The 22,456-nt window shown below is 62.3% G+C and carries 22 protein-coding genes; 9 read left to right on the top strand and 13 right to left on the bottom strand.

Going from position 1 to position 22,456, the window contains the following annotated elements; genetic code table 11:
- Positions 1-26 precede the first annotated feature (26 nt).
- Complete coding sequence (locus tag EWV35_RS10720; RefSeq protein WP_238654412.1) at positions 27-779, top strand: FadR/GntR family transcriptional regulator; 753 nt, start codon at positions 27-29, stop codon at positions 777-779.
- Between the two features lie 89 nt (positions 780-868).
- Positions 869-1,798 (top strand): DUF4862 family protein, encoded by a 930-nt coding sequence (locus EWV35_RS10715; RefSeq protein WP_238654409.1) that lies wholly within the window; start codon positions 869-871, stop codon positions 1,796-1,798.
- Between the two features lie 248 nt (positions 1,799-2,046).
- Here EWV35_RS10715 and EWV35_RS10710 read toward each other — a convergent pair whose 3' ends face one another.
- Genes EWV35_RS10710 through EWV35_RS10700 form a run of 3 tightly spaced genes read right to left on the bottom strand, consistent with a single transcriptional unit; the run spans position 2,047 to position 5,125 of the window.
- Positions 2,047-2,712 (bottom strand): DUF6320 domain-containing protein, encoded by a 666-nt coding sequence (locus EWV35_RS10710; RefSeq protein ID WP_129661716.1) that lies wholly within the window; start codon positions 2,710-2,712, stop codon positions 2,047-2,049.
- Positions 2,709-4,163, bottom strand: coding sequence for an alcohol acetyltransferase (locus EWV35_RS10705; protein ID WP_129661714.1), 1,455 nt, complete (start codon positions 4,161-4,163; stop codon positions 2,709-2,711). Before EWV35_RS10705 ends, EWV35_RS10710 begins: the two co-directional genes overlap by 4 nt.
- On the bottom strand, positions 4,160-5,125 hold the full coding sequence (locus EWV35_RS10700; protein WP_129661712.1) for an alpha/beta hydrolase: 966 nt from the start codon (positions 5,123-5,125) through the stop codon (positions 4,160-4,162). Before EWV35_RS10700 ends, EWV35_RS10705 begins: the two co-directional genes overlap by 4 nt.
- Before the next feature lie 315 nt (positions 5,126-5,440).
- Here EWV35_RS10700 and EWV35_RS10695 point away from each other — a divergent pair, with 315 nt between their 5' ends.
- Together EWV35_RS10695 and EWV35_RS10690 are read left to right on the top strand one after the other, a co-directional pair.
- Positions 5,441-7,111 (top strand): ATP-binding protein, encoded by a 1,671-nt coding sequence (locus tag EWV35_RS10695; protein WP_129661710.1) that lies wholly within the window; start codon positions 5,441-5,443, stop codon positions 7,109-7,111.
- Entirely contained in the window at positions 7,108-7,764 is a 657-nt protein-coding gene (locus tag EWV35_RS10690; protein WP_129661708.1) for a response regulator, read from the top strand. The genes EWV35_RS10695 and EWV35_RS10690 overlap by 4 nt, the downstream gene beginning before the upstream one ends.
- Positions 7,765-8,017: 253 nt before the next feature.
- On the opposite strand, the gene EWV35_RS10685 is transcribed toward EWV35_RS10690, so the two are convergent.
- From EWV35_RS10685 to EWV35_RS10665, 5 genes are all read right to left on the bottom strand, one after another.
- On the bottom strand, positions 8,018-8,833 hold the full coding sequence (locus EWV35_RS10685) for an IclR family transcriptional regulator (protein ID WP_165168523.1): 816 nt from the start codon (positions 8,831-8,833) through the stop codon (positions 8,018-8,020).
- 108 nt (positions 8,834-8,941) lie between these two features.
- Positions 8,942-9,475: a YbhB/YbcL family Raf kinase inhibitor-like protein gene (locus EWV35_RS10680; RefSeq protein WP_129661704.1), complete on the bottom strand. Its 534-nt coding sequence runs from the start codon at positions 9,473-9,475 to the stop codon at positions 8,942-8,944.
- Positions 9,476-9,510: 35 nt separating this feature from the next.
- Positions 9,511-11,073 (bottom strand): GMC family oxidoreductase, encoded by a 1,563-nt coding sequence (locus EWV35_RS10675; RefSeq protein WP_129661702.1) that lies wholly within the window; start codon positions 11,071-11,073, stop codon positions 9,511-9,513.
- Positions 11,070-11,657: a hypothetical protein gene (locus tag EWV35_RS10670; protein ID WP_193554105.1), complete on the bottom strand. Its 588-nt coding sequence runs from the start codon at positions 11,655-11,657 to the stop codon at positions 11,070-11,072. The genes EWV35_RS10675 and EWV35_RS10670 overlap by 4 nt, the downstream gene beginning before the upstream one ends.
- A gap of 30 nt (positions 11,658-11,687) precedes the next feature.
- Entirely contained in the window at positions 11,688-12,716 is a 1,029-nt protein-coding gene (locus EWV35_RS10665) for an NAD(P)-dependent alcohol dehydrogenase (protein ID WP_129661700.1), read from the bottom strand.
- 549 nt (positions 12,717-13,265) lie between these two features.
- Between EWV35_RS10665 and EWV35_RS10660 the strand changes: the two genes are divergently transcribed.
- From EWV35_RS10660 to EWV35_RS10650, 3 genes are all read left to right on the top strand, one after another.
- Positions 13,266-13,898 (top strand): superoxide dismutase, encoded by a 633-nt coding sequence (locus EWV35_RS10660; protein WP_129360271.1) that lies wholly within the window; start codon positions 13,266-13,268, stop codon positions 13,896-13,898.
- A gap of 166 nt (positions 13,899-14,064) precedes the next feature.
- On the top strand, positions 14,065-15,426 hold the full coding sequence (locus EWV35_RS10655; protein WP_129661698.1) for an NAD-dependent succinate-semialdehyde dehydrogenase: 1,362 nt from the start codon (positions 14,065-14,067) through the stop codon (positions 15,424-15,426).
- A gap of 151 nt (positions 15,427-15,577) precedes the next feature.
- Positions 15,578-16,060, top strand: coding sequence for a pyridoxamine 5'-phosphate oxidase family protein (locus EWV35_RS10650; protein WP_129661696.1), 483 nt, complete (start codon positions 15,578-15,580; stop codon positions 16,058-16,060).
- 116 nt (positions 16,061-16,176) lie between these two features.
- On the opposite strand, the gene EWV35_RS10645 is transcribed toward EWV35_RS10650, so the two are convergent.
- From EWV35_RS10645 to EWV35_RS10635, 3 genes are all read right to left on the bottom strand, one after another.
- Positions 16,177-17,022 carry an SDR family oxidoreductase gene (locus EWV35_RS10645; RefSeq protein ID WP_129661694.1) on the bottom strand — a complete coding sequence of 282 codons (846 nt, stop codon included), beginning with the start codon at positions 17,020-17,022 and terminating at the stop codon, positions 16,177-16,179.
- 205 nt (positions 17,023-17,227) lie between these two features.
- Positions 17,228-17,944, bottom strand: coding sequence for an NUDIX hydrolase (locus EWV35_RS10640; RefSeq protein ID WP_238654450.1), 717 nt, complete (start codon positions 17,942-17,944; stop codon positions 17,228-17,230).
- A gap of 92 nt (positions 17,945-18,036) precedes the next feature.
- A complete protein-coding gene (locus EWV35_RS10635) occupies positions 18,037-18,360 on the bottom strand; it encodes a putative quinol monooxygenase (protein ID WP_129661919.1) in 324 nt (107 codons plus the stop codon).
- Between the two features lie 73 nt (positions 18,361-18,433).
- On the opposite strand from EWV35_RS10635, the gene EWV35_RS10630 reads away from it, so the two are divergent.
- Positions 18,434-18,913, top strand: coding sequence for an SRPBCC family protein (locus EWV35_RS10630; RefSeq protein WP_129661690.1), 480 nt, complete (start codon positions 18,434-18,436; stop codon positions 18,911-18,913).
- A 66-nt stretch (positions 18,914-18,979) separates the two neighbouring features.
- A complete protein-coding gene (locus EWV35_RS10625; RefSeq protein WP_129661688.1) occupies positions 18,980-19,930 on the top strand; it encodes a phosphoglycerate dehydrogenase in 951 nt (316 codons plus the stop codon).
- Positions 19,931-20,034: 104 nt separating this feature from the next.
- Here EWV35_RS10625 and EWV35_RS10620 read toward each other — a convergent pair whose 3' ends face one another.
- Positions 20,035-21,246, bottom strand: a complete 1,212-nt coding sequence (locus EWV35_RS10620) for an MFS transporter (protein WP_202976084.1) — start codon at positions 21,244-21,246, stop codon at positions 20,035-20,037.
- Positions 21,247-21,308: 62 nt separating this feature from the next.
- Complete coding sequence (locus tag EWV35_RS10615; RefSeq protein WP_129661684.1) at positions 21,309-21,989, bottom strand: GntR family transcriptional regulator; 681 nt, start codon at positions 21,987-21,989, stop codon at positions 21,309-21,311.
- Between the last annotated feature and the right edge of the window lie 467 nt (positions 21,990-22,456).

Genomic DNA, 22,456 nt, shown 5'->3' with positions numbered 1-22,456 from the left:
AGGCGAACCCGAAACTCGAGGAGGCCATGATGTCGACGGCTCCACCACGGAGATTTACGACGCTCATCTCCGAGGCGTCGCTTGCTCCAGGCGACGCACGGAAGGCAACGGCAGCGGACCGGATCAAGGACTTCATCCTGGCCGAAGGTCTTCAGCCAGGGGATCTTCTGCCCACAGAAAATGAGTTGTGCGAGTACCTCGGGGTCTCTCGCTCCAGCGTGCGGGAGGCCATTCGCACGCTGTCGACTCTGGACATCGTCGTCATCAGACGCGGCCATGGCACCTACGTCGGGGAGATGTCTCTGGATGCTCTCGTGGAGACCCTCGTTTTCCGCGGTGTACTGAGTCCGGGAGACGACCTGCGTGCCCTGAGGGACGTCGTGGAGGTTCGACAAGCCCTCGACCGTGGTTTGGCCGAGCAGATTGTGGCCAGCCTGGCCGGCACATCCAATCCGGAGCTGCATTCCCTGGTCGATGAGATGGTGGCGTTGGCGGCCAAAGGGCGAGCTTTTCCGCAACATGATCGAGCGTTCCATACAGGCCTATTGGAACGGCTTGAAAACCCACTTGTCGGGCAGCTGGTGACGGCCTTCTGGGACGTGCACACATCGGTGGTCCCCAAGCTGGGTCTGTCTGTGGCGGCGGATCTGGAGCAAACGGCTCGGGCGCATGGGTTGATGCTCGAAGCCGCCCAGGACGGTGACGTCGAGGCCTTCCGTGCCGCGATCGTCTCCCATTATGATCCGATCGAGCGTGCACTCGACGCCAAGGCGGCATGATGGGGGAACAATGCGCCAATCGCACTCCAGATGCATCTCCGACCCGTCAAAAAGGCGCCACACAGCCATCTTCTGAGCCTCAGGTGGATGTGCGGACGTCTCGGCCTGCCGTTCTTGTCGGTGCCTATGCTTGCCTTCCTGCTTCGCCGCGAGACCAGGAGACGTTCTACGCAGACCTTGCCGGTCGGAAACTCGCCGATGGCCTGGAGATACCTTTCCGCGACGAGCTCGTTGACGATCCACAGTGGCTCGCCGATCAAATGCGCGGTCGCTTCACGCAGTCGGTTCTGACTTTGATTCCCGGCACCATGATCAACGTGGGCGCCTACGCCAAGTTTGGGCTCGCGTCGCCGGATCCGGACGGCCGTCGGGCCGCACTGGATCATTTCCGGCGCGCTCGTTGTGCCGCGGAAGAACTGAATCAACTCACGGGTGAACAATCCGTTGATGCCCTCCATATTCACACTGCTCCCTCGAAGCTATCCGCCCCGGAAATGTTCGCTCGTTCGCTCGAGGAGGTCCTCTCGAGCTCGCCTGCCGATGGCTCGTGGTCCACAAGAGTCATTGTGGAGCATTGTGACGCATACAGCCCCGGGATCGCGGGGGAGAAACGTTTCCTGTCCCTGGAAGAGGAAATGTCCCTCGCCCTGGAGGCGGGAGTCGGCATGACGATCAATTGGGGTCGTTCGGTCATCGAGGCGCACGACCCTGACCGGGCGCTCAGCCAGATCCGGGCTCTCGTCGAGGCCGGGCTGCTCGAGGGAATCATGTTTTCGGGTGCCGGCCCGTCGGCGAATCAGTACGGTGATGCGTGGGCTGACGCGCACCTGCCGCTGGCCGAGGACGAGCCCACGTCCCTTCTGGACTCCGGCGAAGTAAGACGCTGTCTCCTAGCGGCAGGAAGTCACCTCAGCTATGCAGGAGCCAAGATTCAGGCCCCCGGTGACGCGACCGTCGAGAAGCGACTCGACATGGTGGGTCGCATCACCCGGATCGTGCGCGAGGAGAAATGCCGCTAGGCCTCGCCCGGGTACCCCATGGGTCCGAGTGAGCCCGTTGAGAAGCGTGTGCATATTTTGCGCATGTCAGTCCGAGGCGGAGGCGGGTGTTTCGGTGCCCCGTAACGCGGGGTGCCGCGGGGACGGGGGCGGCGCAGCATCCCAGGTCCTCTCGGCGTCGCCGGCGTCAGCGGCACGGGGCGGCGATGTATTTCTGGACTTTCACGTCATGGTGATCCGACCCGACCCACTCGTCGTTGGGTCAAGGTCTAAAGGTGCAATCGTCTGACGAGTTCGCGGCGCACCTCAGCGCCCCTGGCAAGTTGCAACACCACCAGAGTGATGACGCTGAGAGCGCCGCAAATAGCTGACGCCAGTGGGTTCGTCACCCAGCCGAAAGCGAGGAACCCAATGGGTGCCAGGCCCAGAAGTACCGTCAAACCGCTGTAGAGGATGTGCTCCGCCACCTCGAGGTGCATTACCCAGACCGTGATGAGCAAGGCAACAATGGAAGAAGCGCAGACGATCGGCACCGCGTACGTCAGTGACCATGCGCGCCAGCCGGTGAGGTAGTCCCAGTACACGCAGACCAGGCCGATCAGGACAACGAGGTAGACGGTGCCCTTGGCGACGTTGCGTCGTTTGCGTATTGCCATGAGCACCACAAGCCACATAGCGGTCACCCCCAACCAGGAAGAGCGCAGAACTCCGAAGCCCTCGGGCCCCCGGCCCAGCAGGAGCTGGGCGGCCAAGGACGCCGCGATGACCGCGATTGAGGTCAGGAACAACACCTTCAGCACCCGTCGCCGTGAGAAGGTGAGCGGCACCGTCGGCATCGGACTCGGAACCGTCTCGCCCGCGACAGGGGTTCCGCACAAGGGGCACAGGGTCCACGTGCCCTCGATATCGACGGCGCACTCGGTGCAGCGTCTCATGATTCTCCTTCGGCGATTTCCGCCTCGGTCACGCGTTCCGCGGCGACCGTCACATCGATATCGTTGGCGGTGAGCATCCGGGCGAATTCCTTGACGTGGTCGGTCTCCGTGAACGGTGAAGTGAAGCTGATGGTGAGCAACCCGGCGTGGGACGTCGCGCAGAACTGAGGGCGGACCGCGGAGACCTGGAACAACATCCGACCCACATGTGATTCGGCCGGCTCGGGCAGGCTCATGCGCCCCAAATTCGAGACCGCGACGCTCAGGCTGCGGTTGCTTCCCCTGTTGATCAGCCCCAGGAACACGTCTTTGAGCGGGCGCGGTATGATCCTCAACCCGGGCATCCGCTCGGCCCGGATGAACCATCTCAGTTTCTTCTCCAGCGCTTCCTTGGTGGCCTGGGGGAGGAATTGGCTCTCAAGTTGTTTGCAGATTGAGCCGAGATCGTCGTCGCCTTCACCGTAGGTATGTTCCACACGGACGGTCGCAAAGAAATTTCGCGCTGACGTCGAGGGAAAGAATTGGCGCAGATTCACCGGTACTGACGCCGCTAGAGTTCGGTTCTTGCCCAGACCGTCCGAGGACAGACGAATGGACTCGAAGAACAACGCAGTCAGATACATCGTGATCGAGACGCCCTCGGCGCGCGCAAGGTCGAGCACCTCCGCCGCGGACATGGTGAGCTCGACGGCGCGCGTGCGGTTGTCAGGGGTACGGGTTCCCTTGACTCGGTGCACTTTCTTCGAGGGGCGGCGTGGCCGGCCGCCCGCCCGATGAGCACCTGATGGCTGGGCATTGTCATCGATGGCGAGCGCAGGCGGCACGGCGGCACGACTGAAAGTGGATCCAGAAGCGGGTGACTTGCGCCGGCGGAGGAAGTAGTGCTCGAAACTGTCGGTGGGCAGGCCACCTGCCGGTTCGGCCGAATCGTCAGACGCGCCATCGTCGACCTGGAAACCGGAATCGCTCCGACCGGGCTCGGCTCGTGATGCGTTGGCTTCGAGGGCGCCCTCGATCGGAGGACCCTGGTTGGGGTACCGCCGCCGGATGTACGCGTTCACCAAGTCGGAGAGGAACCATGACGCGCCGGTGCCGTCGGACAGGGCGTGGAATACTTCGAGGATGATCCGTCGGTGATGGTAGACCACACGGAACAGCAGAGTGCGCCGACCCGCCTGGTAGATGGGGGCGCAAATGTGTTGTTTGTCCTCGGCGACGACCGGGCGCAGGTCGCTGTCCTGCAGGTAGTACCAGAACAGACCGCTCTGCAGCACCGCATGGTAAAGCCGGTACCGGTCGTAGGTTTCGTCCAGGGCCTCCTGCAATAGTTGCGGGTCCACGTCGTGGTCCACCTCGGCGCTCAAGCGGAACACTTTGGGGTCGGAAGCGCTTCGGGCGGCGAGGAAAATGTTGGAGGCGTTGTCGAGCCGTACCCAGTCCCGGTGGGTCACGCGGGCTCCTGCGGATCGGGCTGTTCCTCGGCGACGGGAGCGTTGCTGAGGAATTCGTTGATCACCTCGTAGGCTTCTTGGACCGACCGGGAGAACCGGGGCAGCGAGATGAAACCGTGCAACGCCCCGCCCACCCGGTGTATTCGCACTGCGTTCCCGGCGTCGGCCAGGGCCCGGCCGTATGCCTCACCCTCATCGCGCAACAAATCCAGCTCCGCCGTGATCACCAGGGTTGTCGGTTGCTTGGAGAGGTCCGTCGCCATCAGCGGAGCGACAAGCGCGCCGCGACGCCGGTCCCGGTCAGGGACGTAGAGGTCGAAGTAGTCCTCGACCTCGGTGTTGGTGAGCCGGTAGTCCCCGCCGTGATAGCGCACCGAGGCGAACGGGGAGGTCTCCGGATCGTGGGCCCAGTGGGTCACCGGGTAGATCAGGATCTGTCGACTCGGGCCGCGATGACCGCGTTCTCGCAGCAGGGATGAGATGACGGCAGCAAAGTTTCCCCCGGCGGAGTCACCCACCAAGACGATCTGACTGGCATCCGCGGCGCCCACTCGTTCCGGCTCCTCGAGGAGCAGCCGGGCGACGTCGTAGCAGTCCTCCAGTCCCGCCGGGAACGGGTACTCGGGGGCGAGCCTGTAGTCGACGGAGGCCACGGTACAGCAGGTGAGGTCCGCCATCCTGCTGCACGTCGGAGTGTACGTCTCGCTGTCCCCGGTGACCCAGCCGCCTCCGTGGAAGAAGACGAGGACATCGTCGCGCCGCTGTTCTTTCGGCCGGAAAATCCGGACCTGGGCATGGAGTCTCTTGTCATCGGGCATGGGCTGCCAGCGTGGGGTTCGAGACGGTGGCATCAGCAGCGAGGCCAGCCGACGTTGCAGCCGCCGGACCTTCTCATAGTCCTCACGGACGTTGAGCCGGGGCGCGGCGAATAAGCGCAGTACAGCCCGAGTCAGCCGGTTCACGGGTGGACAACGGTTCCGGGAGCGGATGGTTCCATGGACCCAGCCTAGCCTCAATCCATCGAAGCGGGTGGGGCGGGAACCTGGAAGGATATCGGTCGCACTTGCGGTTTTCGGGCAGCGGAGACCGCTTGGAACCAAAGTCCCGCGCGTTTCACTGGAAGTTGTCTTCTGCGCAGCTGACACCTCCACGAACCAGTGACAACACGGTCCCCGCCCGATGCGGCGCTACGGAGGAGCCGATTCCGGACATGATCCCTTTCTCTCGCTGGTTCCCGCCCTCAGCGCCCCTTGGGATCGATCATCTAAGCTGGGCGCATGCCGCGACCTTCCGATTCCTTCTCGCGCCGCGTGCTGACGAGCCAACTGGCCGTCATCATCGTGGTGCTGACGCTCGCGGCCGCAACATTCGCGTGGCTGGGGGCCCGCACGGTCACCGACACCACCGAGACGCAAGCCCTTTCCATAGCGCGGACCTTGGCCGCGGAATCGCAGGTCAGGAGCGGGGCTACCCGTGCGTCTGCCCAGAAGGGCGCCGATCCGGACGCCCTCCGATCAAGCAACGTGCAGGCACTCGCGATGGATATTCGGTCCCGCAACAATGTTGATTTCGTGGTGGTGACGGACAACCGTGGACTACGACTCGCGCACCCGGACGCATCGCTGCTGGGCAAGAAAGTCTCCACATCGCCCGACGTCGCATTATCCGGCAAGGAAGAAACCACCCACGATGAAGGCACCTTGGGAGAGACCGTCCGGGCAAAGGTTCCGATCTATTCCGCGACCGATGACGGCACCGTGGTCGGGGAGGTCTCCGTCGGAGTACGTACCTCCGCCGTCGGGGCGGAAGTACGTCGAAAGCTGTGGGTCATCGGGGCGCTCGCAGCGGTGGCGTTGGTCGTCGGCATCGTGGCTTCGCTGGCGCTGGGGCGGCGTCTCAAGCGCCAGACTTTGGGGATCGGACCCGAAGAACTGGCCGAAATGGCGCGTCACCAGGAGGCAGTTCTACGCGGGCTGGACGACGGTGTCCTCGGATTCTCCCCGGACGGGCGGCTGACCTTGAGCAATGAAACCGCCCGGGACCTGCTGGGATATTCGGAATACCCGACCGATGAGGTGCGCATACCCGAAGAGATCCGGGAGATGGTCGGAGAAGTCCTGGGTGAACACGATTCCGGGAGCTCCGAGTTGCGGCGGCGTATCTCGGTCGGAGACCGAATCCTCCTTGCGACGGCGGTTCAGGTGCGACGCGGGGACATCTCGGTCGGCGGCGTCGTGACCCTGCGTGACGAGACCCAGATCCTGACGATGTCTCGTCAACTCGAATCCGTCACCACCATGGCCGATGCTTTGCGGGCGCAAAGACATGAGTTCGCGAATCGGCTTCACACGGTTATGGGACTCGTGACCACGGGCGCGCACCACGAGGCGGAGAGCTATCTGGCCGAGATCCTGCGGACCGGCCCGATCGGGGCCCCCGTGAAGGGGATCGAACATGTCGACGACCCGTATCTTCGAGCTCTTGCGGAGGCCAAGAGCACCACGAGCTCCGAAGTCGGCGTGGAGCTGCGCATCTCGGAGGATTCCTTGGTCCTTGGCCGGGTCCGGGAACCGGAAGATGTCACGCTGATCTTGGGCAACCTCATTGACAACGCGGTTCGTGCGGCGGTCCAAGGGGAAAGGCCCTCCAAAGCGGTCGAGCTTCAGCTGCTGAGCGACGGCGAGGCACTTCACGCTGTCGTCACGGACACGGGCGCCGGGATCGATTCTCCGGAAGAAGGCGAGCGCGCATTCCAGGAAGGTGTCACCGGCGGCGGGACCTCGGTCGATGACGCCCACGGCCTGGGCATTGGTCTGGCTTTGTGTCGCCGGGTGGCCAGGCGACAAGGCGGGCGCGTGTGGTTGGTCGAAGGGAAGGATCCGCGAATGGGCGGTGCGAGTTTCGGTTTGGAACTGCCGCGTGTCTTGGAAGAGAAGATGGAGTCATGACGAATGTTTTGGTGGTCGACGACGACCTTTACGTCGGCCAATTGCACTGTGAATACGTCAACCAGACAGCGGGGTTCGAGGCCCTTGACCCCGTCCGTGACACGCGGGCGGCGCGCGAGGTCCTGGGATGCGGCGAGGTCGACCTTCTCTTGGCCGATTACGTGCTTCCGGACGGAAACGGGGTGGAACTCTTGCGGGGATTCGAGGTCGATGCCGCGATCCTCTCGGCAGTTTCGGACGCCTCGGTGGTCCGCTCGGCCTTGCGGGCCGGCGCCTTGACCTACATCTTCAAGCCGTTCGACGCCGCGCATCTCCAAGGTTTCCTCCGCCGGTATTCCCGGTATCGTCGATTGCTGGATCGGGACCGTTTGGACCAGTCGAGTTTGGACCGTGCCCTTCGCTCGTTGACCGAGAGCGGAGGGTCGAGCGCCAACGCACCCGTGCCGGGGTCCTCGACGTCGGGAAGGGTCTTGGATGTTTTGCGGGCTGCCCGCGGGCTCATGTCGGCAGCCGAGGTTGCTGAAGCGGTGGGAATTTCCCGCGCCACCGCGCAGCGCCACCTGGTTAAACTCGCCGAATCCCGATCCGTGACAGTGACCCTCCACTACGGCTCGACCGGCCGCCCTGAGCATCTGTACGGCCCGGAACGATAGCGGTCTGGCGGGCGGAACCGCTCACGGCCGAGACGGACGAAAAGTCCGCAGTCTGAATGAACGGGCGCTGAAGAGTTCCAAAATCACTGAAACGTAAATGCTGGGACTCATTTATTGCCAACTATCGCTCGTCGGCGACCTCGACTTTGAACCCGGCCAAATTCTCGAGCCAGCCCGCATTGACTCCTTCTTTGGGACGCGAGGGAGACAGAAACCAGTCTATGCTCACCTCGAAAAGGTACCGGCACCTGAACTACGCGATGGGTGCTTGCGTCGTGCGGTAGTAACGGCTGATTCGGTTCGCGGTGTCCCGAAGGCGCCGTTCAAGTTCTCTTTCTCGGACAGGATCCGTGTCCTGGGAGGGGGTGCTGATGGCTACGGAGCCCACGACCATGCCTGCACCATTGCGAACACCGATCGCCGCGCAGGTCATGCCAGGGATGAATTCTTCCTTCTCCCAGGCGATGCCCCGATTCGCGACTTCGGCAAGATGCTCTTCCAGTTTGCCCCGATCCGTGATGGTCGTTGGAGTCAGGTCCGAGGTTCCGTGGGCCTCGAGGTACTGATCGAGCTGGGCCTTCGACATTCCGGACAGCATGATCTTGCCGAAGGCCGTTGCGTGGGCCGCTTCGTGAAATCCGAATCGAAGGGGTCGAAGTCGTGGGTACCGGGGACTGTCCACGACGTAAGCGAGCACCACGCCGGATCCTCGGTATATGGCGAAATACGCCGCAGCTTTGGCGTAGTCGTGCAGGATCTGGATCTCCGAGCGGACCATCGTTGGGACGCCGACTTGGCGGTGCAACGAGGCTCCGAGCCGATCGAGCTTGAATCCCAATTCGAACCGATGCTCCGAACGCAGATGAGTGAGATAGTCGGCCTGCACGAGCGCTTGTATCAGCCGATAAACGGTCGGGAGGGGATATTCGAGCGCGTCCGAAATTTCTCGAGCCGTCGCGCCACCGCGTTCGGAGATGAGCTCGAGGATAGCGAGAGTTCGCTCAATGGTCTGAACGCTCGAATCACGAGGCGATGACGGCTTCGCGGAGGTCCTTTTCTCGACGGTCACGTTCACTCCTCTTCCGTACATTTCAGTCACTGCGAATAAGACATGGGTCGGAAGCCCGACGCCCGCCCGCCCCTCTTCTGGACAGGGCGGGCGGTTCGGTCGGCGGCCCTATTCGGCCTCGAACGTACCGGTCAGCACGCCCCGGGCAATGGTGTGCCCGGACATGTTGAACCCGAGGAACGCCGGCGTGGCATCGGATCCGATGTCGAGGGTCTCGACGTCGAGGGCATGAACCGCGATGTAGTACGTATGGGAACCATGACCTGCTGGCGGCGCTGCACCGAGGTAGCGGGAGAGGCTCGCGTCATTGCGCAGTTGGATGGCTCCGTCGGGCAGGCCCTGACCCTCGTCTCCGCCGGCGCCACTCGGCACCGACGTCGTCGAGGCGGGAACATCGGTGACGGCCCAGTGCCAGAAACCGCTACCGGTTGGGGCCGCGGGATCGTACACGGTGATGGCGAAGCTCTTCGTCTCGGAGGGGAAACCGCTCCAGGACAGCTGTGGGCTGATATCTTTTCCGCCAGCGCCGAAAATTCCGCTGACTTGGGCGGCGGGCAAGGTTCCGCCATCGGAGAAGTCGGTGCTCGTTACCTCGAACGAGGCAACTTCTGCGATCTGATCGTACGGGGATGTATTGGTCATGGTCTCTCCTCATATATTGGTGAAGTTCTGGTGTCTTAGACGCCGTCGGTTTTCAGCTGGTTGACGATGTACTCGGCCTGGCGGATAGCCAGCGCGACGATGGTCAGCGTCGGATTCGCCGCGGCCCCGGTGGTGAAGACCGAACCGTCGCTGATGAACAGATTGGGGATGTCGTGAGCGCGTCCCCACTGGTCGACCACGCCGTCTTCGGGACGAGCGCTCATCCGCGAGGTCCCGAGGTTGTGCGTTGACGGGTAAGGCGGCGCACGGTGGGAACCGAGGGCACCGACGGCGTCGTAGAGCTTTTCGGCTTGCTGATACCCGTGGTCCCGCATCGCGACGTCGTTCGCGTGATCGTCGAAATGAACGTTCGGGACAGGCAGACCGTTTTTGTCGGTGACCGCCGAATTCAGCGTGATCCGGTTCGATTCCTGCGGCATGTCTTCGCCGATGACCCACAGACCGGCCGTATTGAGATAGGAATCCATGATTTCGGCGAAGTCCGCGCCCCAGGCACCCGGATCGGCGAAACTGGCCAAGAACGCGGGGCCGAGCGAGATCGTCTCGAGGTAGTAGCCTCCAACGAATCCACGGTCAGGGTTATGAATGGATTCGTCGGCGATGACGCCCGCCATCGTCTCGCCCCTGTACATGCGCACCGGCTTGTCGAACCGTGAGTACACGGAGCCGGTCGTGTGCCGCATGTAGTTGCGCCCGACCTGGCCCGACGAATTCGCGAGCCCATCAGGGAACATGGGCGTTGCCGACATCAGGAGCAACCGCGGGGTCTCGATGGAATTGCCTGCGACTGCCACGAGCTTCGCAGCCTGCCGGTGCAGGTTCCCCTCTTCGTCGAGGTAGAGCACGGAATCGGCTCGTCCTGAGGCATCGTGGGTGATCTGGACGACCTGACAGTCGGAGCGCAGGTCCAACAGGCCAGAGTCCTCGGCCCGCGGGATTTCACGAACCAGGGTCGACCACTTCGATTTGTTCTTGTCGCCTTGGAAATTGAAACCGTCCTGGATGGATGCGGGCCGGCCGTCGTATTCCTCGGCGTTGGTTGCGTAGGGACCGGTCGCGTAATGCTTGTAACCGATACGCTCAGCACCGTTCGCGAAAACCTTGTAGTTGTTGTTCGCGGGCAATGGCTTGCGCCCGTGGGTGTGAGTCGATCCCATCGCGATCTCGGCACGGTCGTAATACGGGTCCAGGTCCTCCTTGGTGATCGGCCAATCGAGAAGGTTCGCTCCCTCCACGCGGCCGTATGTGCTCCGGGCCTTGAACTCGTGCTCTTTGAAGCGCGGAGTCGCACCCGACCAGTGCGTGGTGGTACCGCCCACTGCTTTCACGATCCAGGTGGGAAGGTTCGGGAAATCGGTCGTTATGCGCCATGATCCGCTTGTTGTCCGTGGATCGAGCCACGCCATCTGGTTGAAAGCTTCCCACTCGTTGTTCACATAGTCTTCATTGCGCAAATACGGTCCGGCCTCGAGCATGACGACGGGTATGCCTTGTTTGGTCAGCTCGTAGGCGAGGGTGCCCCCGCCCGCACCTGAGCCCACGATGACGACGGCTTCTTCATTCCGGTCGATGTTCACTTCGAAACCTTTCTCATCACGGTTTCCTGGGACCCTGGCTGGTTGCTGGTATCGGTTTGTTGGCCGCCAGTCGGTGATTTGCCGGTGGCCGCGAGCACCGCATTCGGTGCGATGTCCGGCAGGGGCTCTCCGTCGTAGGTTTCGATCCGGGGCTCGGGCAGCCAGTCGAGATCGTTGAAACCGCGGTTGATGTAACCGCCTTTGTCGAAGCTCGGCCCCTCATAACCGAGCACTTCCCAGACCTCGGGGTCGTCGTAGAGGTTGAGCACGGTCGTGCGCCGGATGAACCCGAAGAACGCCGTCGCTTCGATGCGGCGCAGCACGCTCGTCGCGGCGTCGTCGTCGAGATTCCTGAAATCTCCGCCCGCCAACTGGCTCAGTGTGAGAAGCCCTTGGGTCAGGGCGACACGGAACCAGGTCGATTCCTTGGCCTCGACGAGGATCTTGGCTGCGGTCCGCTCGTACGGACCATCCGGAAACGTCGGATGGGGAAAAGCCACACGGAGCACTCGGATGAGCACGTCATGGGCGTCGTCCGTCAGTTCCATCTCATTGAGTTGTGGGTATTTTGCTGGGAACGTCATTGTTCAGCTCCTATTGGTCGTCTCTTCAGTTCAAGGCACGAGGATTCCGCGTCCGACCAGTCGGCCGGCGTCGAGGTCATGGAAGGCATCCAGGGCGGCATCGAGGGGGTAGACGGAGGTGTGGAGTTCGACCCTCCCTTGGGCCGTGAGCGTCATCAGCTCGACCAGGTCGTTGTACGTGCCGACCAGGTTGCCGATCACGTTGATTTCCCGGCTGATGATCTCGATCGTCGGCAGCTTCACTTGACCGCCGTACCCGATGACGTAGTGCGACCCGCGATTGCGCATGAGCCGGGGCGCCAATAGCTCAACTCCCTGCTCGCCGACGAAATCGAAGACGATGTGAGCGCCACCGCCGGTGATGTCGAGGACTTCCGATGCGACGGCTTCGTCGTCGCCGGCGCGGACCGTGTGATGCGCTCCGAGCTGCTTCGCGAGCTGAAGAGCTTCTTCGTTCCGGTCCACCACGGTGATCTCGGCGCTCGTGATGGCTGCAAGGGTCTGGATACCGATGTGGCCCAGCCCGCCCGCGCCGATGACGACGGCGTGGGTTCCCGGGAACAGTACGTCCGCCGCCTTCCGAACCGCGTGATAGGCAGTCAGCCCGGCATCAGCCAGGGCAGCCACGTCCTTGGGATCCAACCCGTTGTCGAGTTTGACGACTGCCCTGGCGTTGGTGAGCAGTTGCTCGGCCATTCCTCCGTCCACGCTGACACCGGGAAAAGTCGAATTCTCGCAATGTGAGTCCTGGCCGAGTCGGCAGGGCGGGCACAAACCGCAACTGGTCAAGGGGTGCATGATCACGGTGTCACCCGGGCTGACGTTGTTCACCGCGCTGCCCACCTCACGGACTCGCCCCGCGTTTTCGTGGCCGAGAATGTAGGGAAGCCGAGGGTGCTGGAGCGGCTCCCATTGGCCTTCGACAATGTGCAGATCGGTCCTGCAGAGGCCCGCAGCCCCGACGTCGACGATGACGCCCCACGGGTCGGTGATGGCCGGTTCGTCGACCTCTTCGAGCACAGGATCCTTCCCGTATTGGTGGAGACGGATAGCCTTCACGATGACTCCTCTATTGAGTGTAACTTTATGTGGTCTGGAACACAGTTTCTCCTTGTCGCTTGCGCACTGAGAAGTTCGGTTATCGCAGAGTGAGAAATGGGTTGACCGCCTTGTCGACGGCGATGGCCGAGCCATGATTGAGGACGTCGCACCGGGTGGGGTTGTGGTTGTATGCATGCATCCGGCGAACCACAGGCACGCCGGAAGTAACGACGAGCCACGAAAATTCTTCGTCCACTGGCGCCTCTGACCTCCCATCCGGTGTCCGTTTGCGCGGCGACCGTGGGACGTGCCGTTCCAGGAGTTGATTGCTTCGCTGATCGTCCCGGTCGTGTGCGCGCTTTACCTCGACTCCGCGGGCCGGCTGATGGGGCGCCGAGAACAGGCGTCCTCGGCAACCCTCGCGCGGCGTGCAACGTCGACCCGGCCTCGTCGTGTTCAGCCGATCTTCGCTGGCGGCGGAAGATGTGACGTTTCCCTAGAGGGCAACCATCGCGGGTGTTAAAGTCGACAGTGGATCTATTAGCTGGATCACTGAAAGGATTGGTTATGGCTGACCAGTACGTACTTCCGGATCTTCCGTACGACTACGCGGCTCTCGAGCCCAATATTTCGGCTCGCATCATGGAGCTGCACCACGACAAGCACCACGCGACCTACGTCAAGGGCGCGAATACTGCTCTGGAAAAGCTGGAAGAGGCCCGTTCGAGCAACGACCTCACCTACGTGAACCAGCTCGAGAAGGATCTCGCCTTCAACTTGGGCGGGCACACCAACCACTCGATTTTCTGGAACAACCTGTCTCCGGACGGAGGCGACAAGCCTACCGGTGAACTCGCCGCAGCAATCGACGACTTCTTCGGTTCCTTCGATGCATTCAAGGCGCAGTTCACCGCAACCGCGACCGGCATCCAGGGCTCCGGTTGGGCCGTTCTTGCTTGGGACGCCATTGGCGAGCGTCTGAACCTGTTCCAGCTCTACGATCAGCAGGCTGGCAACATTCCGTTGGCTCAGACCCCGATTCTGCAGCTGGATATGTGGGAGCACGCCTTCTACCTCGATTACCAGAACGTCAAGCCGGACTACGTCAAGGCTTTCTGGAACATCGCTAACTGGGCCGACGCCCAGGAGCGTTTCGATCGCGCGCGTTCGCAGACCAAGGGACTCATCATTCCCCAGTAAGGAACGTGTGACCCTGGCTCAAAGCCTCGCACCCATTAGGGTGCGGGGCTTTTTGCATGAGAGACAGCGCCGGTTTTGCCTCATCTCTCATGATGGTCGTGCCTGGAAAGTCTTCTGCAAACCGGGAAGAGTCATGGACACAACCGTCGCAACGTCGAGGAGCTGTATGTACGCCATCATCAACCCCACCACTGGCGAAACCGTCCAGGAATTCGAGAACGCCACAAGCGATGACATCGAATTCGCCGTGGAGACCCTTCACAACGGGTACCGCGCCAACCGGCAAGCTACCCCGTCCGAGAGGTCGAGTGCTCTGCTCAAAGCGGCCGAGCTTTTCCGTGACCAGTCCGATGAGCTCGCGGGCGTCATCACCCGCGAGATGGGGAAACGGCACCAAGACGCCCGTGATGAGATTGAAATAGTTTCCCAGATTTTCGAGTTCTATGGTTCCAAGGGGCCGGAGATGCTCGAAGAGGGCCGTATCGAGGACTCCACGCAGGATGACTACGTGCAGTACCGCCCGACCGGCGTCGTGCTCGGTGTGATGCCCTGGAACTACCCGATGTACCAGCTCGCTCGGTTGGCCGCGCCGAACCTGGTCCTGGGCAATACTGTTCTCATCAAGCCGGCTTCCTCGACTCCGGGGTCGGCATTGGCCTTTGCCGATGTTCTGGCCGAGGCGGGTCTCGGACCGGATGTCTACCAGTCGCTGTTGATCGCGTCGAAGGACATCGAAGCTGTCATCCGCGATCGTCGGATCGTCGGAGTTTCCTTGACGGGCAGTGAAGCCGCAGGTGCCTCGGTCGCTTCGATCGCCGGCGAAGAATTGAAGAAGGTCGTGCTCGAACTTGGTGGTTCGGATCCGTTGATCGTCCTCGACGAAGAAAATATAGAGGAGATCGCGGCGCTCGCCGTGGAAACTCGACTCGAAAATATGGGGCAGGCCTGCAATTCCCCCAAGCGCTTCATCGTGATGGAAGAGGCATATGCCCCGTTCGTGGCGGCCGTCAAAAGGATTCTCGAAAAGAGCTACACACCGGGTGACCCGCAAAGCCTTTCGACGACGCTCGGGCCCCTTTCTTCGGAAAGCGCGGTCGACTCTATTGCGCAGCAGGTCGATCGGGCCGTATCCCAGGGAGCCACCCTGGTCACCGGCGGTAAGCGACTGGATCGTGCCGGTTTCTACTACGCGCCGACTCTGCTGACCGGCATCACCCCGGATATGGACGCCTACTATGAGGAGCTGTTCGGTCCCGTCGTCGTCGTGTATTCGGTCAACAGCGACGAAGACGCGATTGAAATGGCCAACGACTCTCCATTCGGGCTCGGAGGCGCCGTATTCGGAGGCGACCCCGAGCGCGCCGAAGCAGTGGGAGAAGGCCTTGAGGTCGGGATGGTATCCGTGAACATGCCTGGTGGTAGTGCGGCGGAACTTCCGTTCGGAGGGGTCAAGCGATCAGGCAACGGACGGGAGCTCGGCCGCCTGGGGATTGTGGAATTCGCGAATCAGCGGTTGTTCCGTCGGTAAACGCGGCGCGGGGGCCGAACTCAAGGCAGGGGAGGCGGAAGGGGTTCCACTGTGAGCAAAAGGATTGGACGGCTCTGGCCAGACGGGGTCGGGACGGACGATGATAGGGGCAGAGCCAACGCGCCGCATTTCACGATTGAAAGGAACCGCAATGTCTGACCTAACTCAGGAAAAGATCGTCGAGATCATGCGCAGCGAGCGTTTCGTCATGCTGACCTCCGTCTCCAAGGATGACGGCAAACTCCACTCCCACCCGATGACTCCGCAGGAAGTCACCGACGATGCCGAGGCCTGGTTCTTCATCGGCCTCCACGGCGACTTGGCCGACGACCTCATGAAGACCTCCGAGGTAAACCTCGCCTTCGCCGAGGTCGGATCCTGGCTTTCGGTTTCCGGGCACGTCGAGTTCGAGAACGCCAACAAGGAAAAGATCGACCAGCTTTGGAATGACGGTGCCGCTGCTTGGTTCGAGGGCGGCAAGGAAGACCCGAACTTGGGTCTGATGCGCTTCGTGGGCGAATCCGCTCAGTTCTGGGGACAGCCCGGCGGCAAGGTCGCCTCTCTGGCTCAGATCGTGAAGTCGAAGTTCACCGGTGACCGACCCGCGGGCGGAAGCGATACCGTCGAGCTCTAAGGGGCGCCGGCGGCCCTGTGGCCCGCTTCTCCGATCGCCACAACGGCCCCGATTGACACTGGTCAATCGGGGCCGTTGTTGACGGCCCGCAGTCCGGAGACCGGAGTTGCCAGTCCTTAGCTGAATTGGATACCGCCATCCACCAGCATCGTCTGCCCGGTTATGTAGTCAGAGTCCTCTCCAGCGAGGTATGAGACGAGGCGGGCGATGTCGTCGGGAACGGAAACGCGGCCCAACTGGATCGATTGGGCGTTTTCGGCCAGGGCTTCACCTCGCTGCTGACCGTGTTTGGCCGCGAGTTTCTCATCGATCAAGTCCCACATGGCCGTCCCGACGATGCCCGGACCATACGCATTGACCGTGATTCCGTGTTCGGCCCACTCCATTGCTGCGGCTTGAGTGAGACCACGAACAGCCCATTTGGTCAGCGAATACGGTCCCAAGTACGCAAACGGTCGGAAAGCCACGATCGAGGCTGCGCCGATGATCTTGCCTCCGTGTCCCTGGTCCACCATCTGGCGCGCGGCCTGGCGGTACGAGTTGAAAACCCCTTTGATATTGACGTCCAGAATTTTTTGGAAGTCCGCGGCGTCGTATTCCAGCAGTTCCTGCACCTGGGCGATCCCGGCGTTCGCGACGAAGACATCCAGATGCCCTCCCGCCTTGACCGCGGTGGAAACGAGATTCGCGACCGAGTCTTCGTCGGAAACATCGACGGTCGTGCCCGTCGCGGTGCCGCCGGCCGAGTTGATCGACTCGACCGTCGAATCGATGCCCTCCTGCATGGAAGGCAGGTCGGCCACGACGACGTGCAGTCCGTCCCGCCCCAGCCTCTGGGCTATGCTCTCCCCGATTCCTCGCGCAGATCCCGTAACGATGGCGACTCGCTGTCCTTCGGGCGCATGGCGGTGAGCGGCCTCGACGGTTGAGAGATCCCCTGACGCGGTGTCCTGTGTGCTCATGACTTCTCCTCATTGAGTATCGATATGAGACCTATGGTGTGGGTCACATTCGAAGTCAATCAGGAAGGGTGTTCGAGGCGGAATACGCCTTATCGAGGAGTGGGAATCGGCTTTTCGGCTTCGGCGGAGAAAGGGGCGCCGTCACCCATCCATGCGCTGCGCGTCCGCGGGCTACGGGCCACAGCGTGAAACTCGGAGGGCACCCTCAAGGATTCTCATCCTGACGCATCGCGGCGTCGTACGCGGCCGCGCGGTACATGCCGAGGGGCCCCTGATCCGCAAAAGCCTGAGTGTGGTCGTAGCGGAACAGGCGCGGCGGTCGGTGCCTGGTCCCTTCGACCCGTTTGCCCGTGTCGATGATGGATTTCGACGCCGCAATCTGGCGTCTGAAATTCGCCGGATCCAGCGGGCGCCGCAGGATGGCTTCATATACCTCGCGCAACTCGGCCAAAGTGAATTCCTCGCCGAGGAACGAGTGGGCGATCCGTGAGTACTCGACCTTATTCTTCAGCCGGTACAAGGCGTAATCAACGATCTCGTTGTGATCGAAAGCCAAGCGGGGCAGGTCGTCGGCTCGCATCCACTGAATATTCTCGTGGACCCGGGAGTGGGCAACCTCGTTGGTGGGGATCGACGCCCAGTACACAACCGAAACCACGCGCTCGCTGGGCGGCTCGACGTCGTCGTAGTCCTCCTCCGGGCCGGGCAGCCGATGGACGCGCCCGAAGGCGTACAGCTGTTCGAGGTAGCCGGGCACCAAACCGGTCGCTCTCTTGAGAGTCGACGCCGCCGACATCTCCAGTGACAGGTCCGGGGACAGCGGACCACCGGGAAGAGCGAATCTGCCTTTGAAAGGCTCCCGCAGACGCCGGACCAGCGGTAACCACAACGAGTGGGGTTCGTCTTTCGCCTCGCGTCGCATCGCGAGAATCACGGTCGAGACGGCGAGCTGGACCGAGCCGTGCGCATATCCGGCGTCTTGCGGAAGGTCATCTGTCTGCGAACGGGCGTCGTTCACTGGTCGATCTGCAATTCGCCCATGCGGTCCCACCCATCTCCTTCGACCTGGCGGGAAAGAATCTTCGGCGTCTCCACGAGGTGAGGGCGCATGGACTCCAAACCTTTCTTGAAGTGGTCGCTGTTGACGTGATCCGAAGCGGCATCGTCGTCGAACGCTTCGAGCAGCACGTACTCGTTCGGATTCTCGACGCTTCGGGACCACTCGAACCACTTGTTGCCGGGCTCGGCCCGAGTCGCCTCGGTGAATTCGCGTGTGATGTCAGTGAATGAGTCTGCGGATTCCGGCTTGACCTGGAATTTGACGATGATGGAAATCAACGGGGCACCTCCACGGTAAGTGTTGCTTGCACTACCCATGGTGACACACCCCGGTGATGCGAGAATGGGCTGCATGAGCAATTCCCTCGTGCGTTTCCTGGACAGCCCTGCAGAAGTCATCGCGGCAGAGACCGTTCTGACCGAGACGTCTCCCGAATCCGTCTATGCGCTCGTTTCGGATCCATTCCGTCACTGTGAGCTCGATGGATCAGGAACGGTTCAGCGGCAGGTTTCGGGGCCGGAGCGTCCCGGCACGGGGGACCGCGTCACCCAGTTCATGCGCCTGTACGGAATTCCGTATCGCATTAGCCTGACGGTGACCCGCGCCGAGCCCAACCGGGCCTTCGCCTGGAGGATGCCGACCGGCCACACCTGGACCTGGGAAATGGAACCCATCGCCGAGGGCACACTGGTTCGGGAAACCTTCGATGCAAGTCCCGCGAGGTTCCTGGGTGTACCTCTGGCAGGGATATTCAGGCTGAACGGCTCCTTCGCGCGCAACCGGCGAGGTATCGCTACCTCGCTCGCCCGCCTCCATCGGACGTTGGGTTAAGCTCCATGTGAGAACCGTGGCCCGTGTCTCGTAAGCTGGGAGCACCGTACCGCCGAAGGAGAAACCGTGAAGATTCTGCTGCCCACCTCGGTCGAGATCGACCAGGGCAAATTGCCTTTGGGGGAGGACGACGACGTCGCCGTCTACGATCCCACATCGCCCATTCCGGAAGAACACGTCGACGCCGAGGTCATGGTGGTCTGGTCCAATACGGACGACCAACTCGCCGATTCCGCGCGACGCATGACGAATCTCCGTTTGATTCAGGCGCTCCTGGCGGGTCCGGAGAAGGTCAAGAAAGCAGGCTTCCCGGAGGATGTGGTGATCTGCTCCGGCATCGGGCTGCATGACAAGACGGTATCCGAGCACGCGTTGGCCTTGACCCTCGCGCTGGTGAGGTCCTTGCCCACGCTCGGCGAGCATCATCGGGATCATCACTGGGCCTCGGAGTTGGGTGGCCCGCAGCCGCTCCACCCCGAAGGTCCCATCACGACACTTCTCGGCGCTCAGGTCACGATCTGGGGCTTCGGGTCGATCGGTTCGACCCTGGCCCCTTTGTACTCGGCCCTGGGCGCCAAAGTCTCGGGCATTGCGCGTTCGACCGGTCAGCGCGAGGGTTACAACGTCGTCGCGACGGAAGAGAAGGACGAACTCCTGGCCCGGACGGATGTGCTCGTGATGATCCTCCCGAATGCGGAAGCAACCAATCACGCTCTCGACGCCGCGGTTCTGCGGACGCTGCCGGACAGCGCATTCGTGATCAACGTCGGCCGTGGCTCAACGGTCGACGAAGACGCGCTCATCGGCGCTCTGCGTGACGGACAGATTGCCGGAGCGGCCATTGACGTGGCGTCACAAGAGCCGCTCGGTTCGGACAGCCCACTGTGGGACGCCCCGAACCTCATGATCACCCCTCACTCGGCGGGCGGCCGACCGGTTGATCCCGAGGATCTCATCGGTCATAACCTCGAGGCCTTGCGTGGTGCCGGGGAGTATCGCAATGCGATGAACGCGTAGCTCGTCTCGTACGCACATCGCCGCGTGCACCCGAACGATTCGTGAGTCGTCGGGTACACGCGGCGATGTGCGTCCCGGGCCGTGGGATCGTCGTCGGAGCGGCATCAAGCAGTATGGGGAAGATGCTTGCGATAGAACGTCGCCACCAGGGCCAGACACAGCAGCGCGATTGCGCCGCCGCCGACGAACATGACCTGGTAGGTGATCCAGGAATTGAGAATTGCCAATGCGGCCGGGACGAAGAATCCGAGGTAGGTCAGCGAGTAATAGACCGCGGTGAGTCCGGCGAGATCCTTGGGGCCCGCGATGCGCTGGACCTCTTGAAGACCGGAGACCAGTAGCAGTCCGTACGAGCTGCCGAGCAGGGCCGCTGCCAACGTCGCGAGCCAAGGGCTGACGGTGTGCGAGGCCCAGGCGGCGCACACCATCGCCGGAACCGTGACCCCGAGGGCTATGACGATGGCCCGAGCCGACCCGACGTCGTCGAATCGCTTGCCGAGTTGCTGCAATGCGAGGCCGCACCCCAAACCGATCATGCACAGAAGGCCCGAGAAGCCGATGTCGAACCCCTGGGTCCGTGTCCCCAACACGCTGGGCAGGACCGCGTACGCGCTGCCCGCACATCCGAAGACCCAAGGCGCCATGGGAACCACAACCCACAGGAACCGACGGTGCTTCGCGGTGGGTATGCGCAGATCATCGATGAGCCGGGCCGGTTCGAGCTGCCGGCTGTGGGTTTCAGGGGCGCGCATCACGGCAACGAGGCCGGCTACGGCCACTGCCATGTGCACGATATACGGCAGCTCGGCCGGCATGGGGCCGAACTGTGCGAGGGCCGCGGCCACAGCGGCTCCCAAACCGAACCCTGCCGTCAGGGACATCGAGGCTCGGCGTGCGCCGGCCGCATGGTCCGCTGCGGAATCATAGGGCGCAACCGACAGCTCCTTGATCCACGACCCGCCGACCACCATGCCCAAGCCCAGCCCGAGTCCAGAGAAGATCCGTCCGATGAAAAGGACCGTCGGGGAGGCAGAACCAACCGCCAACAGGATCGAGGCGATCAGGGCGAACGCGGGAGCCGGGATCATGAGCGGGCGTCGCCCGTACCGGTCCGAAAGCGGCCCACCAATGAGAAGGGCAGGGATGATGCCGAGAACATACGCCCCGAGAAGGACATCAACTGCACCCGTGGTCAGGCCGTCGAGGTCCTTGTACATCACGAGCAGAGGAGTGAACTGATTTCCTCCCCACGCGACGGCGAAGAGAGATACTGCGGCGAGTAACCACGGTGGGACGAGGCGCTTCTGAGGAAGCAAGAGGTTCCTTTCGGGATGAATCCGAACGTCGGACGGCGCGCGGGAAGTGATGGTGGTGGAATTCAGGACAAGAAGCGCTCGTGGATCTCATGGAGATGGGCTCCGAGGCGTTGCCGGAAAAGGGCGGACTCACCCTGGGCAATGAGTTCGACGAGCTCGCGATGGTGAGCCAGAACGGCTTCGGCCTGCTCATTCGACTTCCAGATCGCCCGGGTGGACATGCGGCGCTGGCGGTCCTTGAGGTTCTCGAAAAAGTCGATGAAAAGGCTGTTGCCTGCCCGAGCCACGATGCACTGATGGAAGTCCGCGTCGATTTTTGCGAAGTCCTCGTCGTTGTGGGCCGCCAGGGCCTCGCTCTGGTAGCCGATGAGTTCGCTCAATTCGGCCGCAACTTCCCCACCGCGGTCTGAAGCTGCTATGGACTCGACCGCATGGGACTCGACCACGATCCTTGCCTCGATCACGTCCCGTACTTCGTTCGGTCCTGCCTGACGGATGAGCGCACCACGTTTGGGGTACAACGTCATCCAACCCTCGGCTTGGAGGCGCACAAAGCCTTCCCGCACCGGTGTGCGGCTGACCTTTAGGTCTGTTGCGATCTCTCCTTCGCTGATGAGGGCCCCTCCCTCCAGGCGATGGTCGAGAATGCGGGCCTTGACCTCTTGATACACGAGATCGCTGGCGGGTGTGGCCGACGCCGGACTTGCCTTTTCGGGGCGGCGTTGCGAGGCATTCTGTGCCAAATTCGGTTCCTTCGGTTACCATGCCGGATCAACATGAGTGCAACATAGATACAAGTTGTACGGTAGACGTGTCTGGCGGCTCGCGCAAGGGGAAAGCTCCTGCATTGACATGTCATGGGGACCGGAATATTTTGAAAACCACTGGACGGACAGGTTCCGTCACGGCGGTGGGGCTCGCCGTTGCCCAACCTCGCTGTCCTTCGAATCGGGTGCACTCGGACTCGAAGGCGCGACAACAGTCCCTACCTGAGTCCATTCGGCATGTCTGCCGATGACATGCCGCAGCTGAAAGGTAGGTGCCCCATGAATTCTCGAACGACCCCACCGACAAACGGGCCGATGCCAAAACAGCCGGTGGTGAGACGCGATGAGTCTGCACAGCTGCGTGATCGGCGTCGGCATCGATCCGGGGCAGCTCGATCCGATCGTGGATAGAGGACAGGATTCTTCGACCGTGCAGAGAGAAA

This window comes from Rothia uropygialis (genome assembly GCF_004137765.1).
In the GTDB taxonomy this organism is placed as follows: Bacteria; Actinomycetota; Actinomycetes; order Actinomycetales; family Micrococcaceae; genus Rothia.
Note: the sequence above shows the minus strand (reverse complement) of the source record. Positions and strands in the feature narration are given on the sequence as shown.

What these genes read in the sequence shown, in the direction of transcription:
- EWV35_RS10660 (WP_129360271.1), top strand. Translation starts at nt 13,266, where the DNA reads ATGGCTGACCAGTACGTACTTCCGGATCTTCCGTACGACTACGCGGCT.
- EWV35_RS10695 (WP_129661710.1), top strand. Translation starts at nt 5,441, where the DNA reads ATGCCGCGACCTTCCGATTCCTTCTCGCGCCGCGTGCTGACGAGCCAA.
- EWV35_RS10650 (WP_129661696.1), top strand. Translation starts at nt 15,578, where the DNA reads ATGTCTGACCTAACTCAGGAAAAGATCGTCGAGATCATGCGCAGCGAG.
- EWV35_RS10710 (WP_129661716.1), bottom strand. Translation starts at nt 2,712, where the DNA reads ATGAGACGCTGCACCGAGTGCGCCGTCGATATCGAGGGCACGTGGACC.
- EWV35_RS10720 (WP_238654412.1), top strand. Translation starts at nt 27, where the DNA reads ATGATGTCGACGGCTCCACCACGGAGATTTACGACGCTCATCTCCGAG.
- EWV35_RS10690 (WP_129661708.1), top strand. Translation starts at nt 7,108, where the DNA reads ATGACGAATGTTTTGGTGGTCGACGACGACCTTTACGTCGGCCAATTG.
- EWV35_RS10670 (WP_193554105.1), bottom strand. Translation starts at nt 11,657, where the DNA reads ATGACGTTCCCAGCAAAATACCCACAACTCAATGAGATGGAACTGACG.
- EWV35_RS10630 (WP_129661690.1), top strand. Translation starts at nt 18,434, where the DNA reads ATGAGCAATTCCCTCGTGCGTTTCCTGGACAGCCCTGCAGAAGTCATC.
- EWV35_RS10655 (WP_129661698.1), top strand. Translation starts at nt 14,065, where the DNA reads ATGTACGCCATCATCAACCCCACCACTGGCGAAACCGTCCAGGAATTC.
- EWV35_RS10645 (WP_129661694.1), bottom strand. Translation starts at nt 17,022, where the DNA reads ATGAGCACACAGGACACCGCGTCAGGGGATCTCTCAACCGTCGAGGCC.
- EWV35_RS10640 (WP_238654450.1), bottom strand. Translation starts at nt 17,944, where the DNA reads ATGCGACGCGAGGCGAAAGACGAACCCCACTCGTTGTGGTTACCGCTG.
- EWV35_RS10680 (WP_129661704.1), bottom strand. Translation starts at nt 9,475, where the DNA reads ATGACCAATACATCCCCGTACGATCAGATCGCAGAAGTTGCCTCGTTC.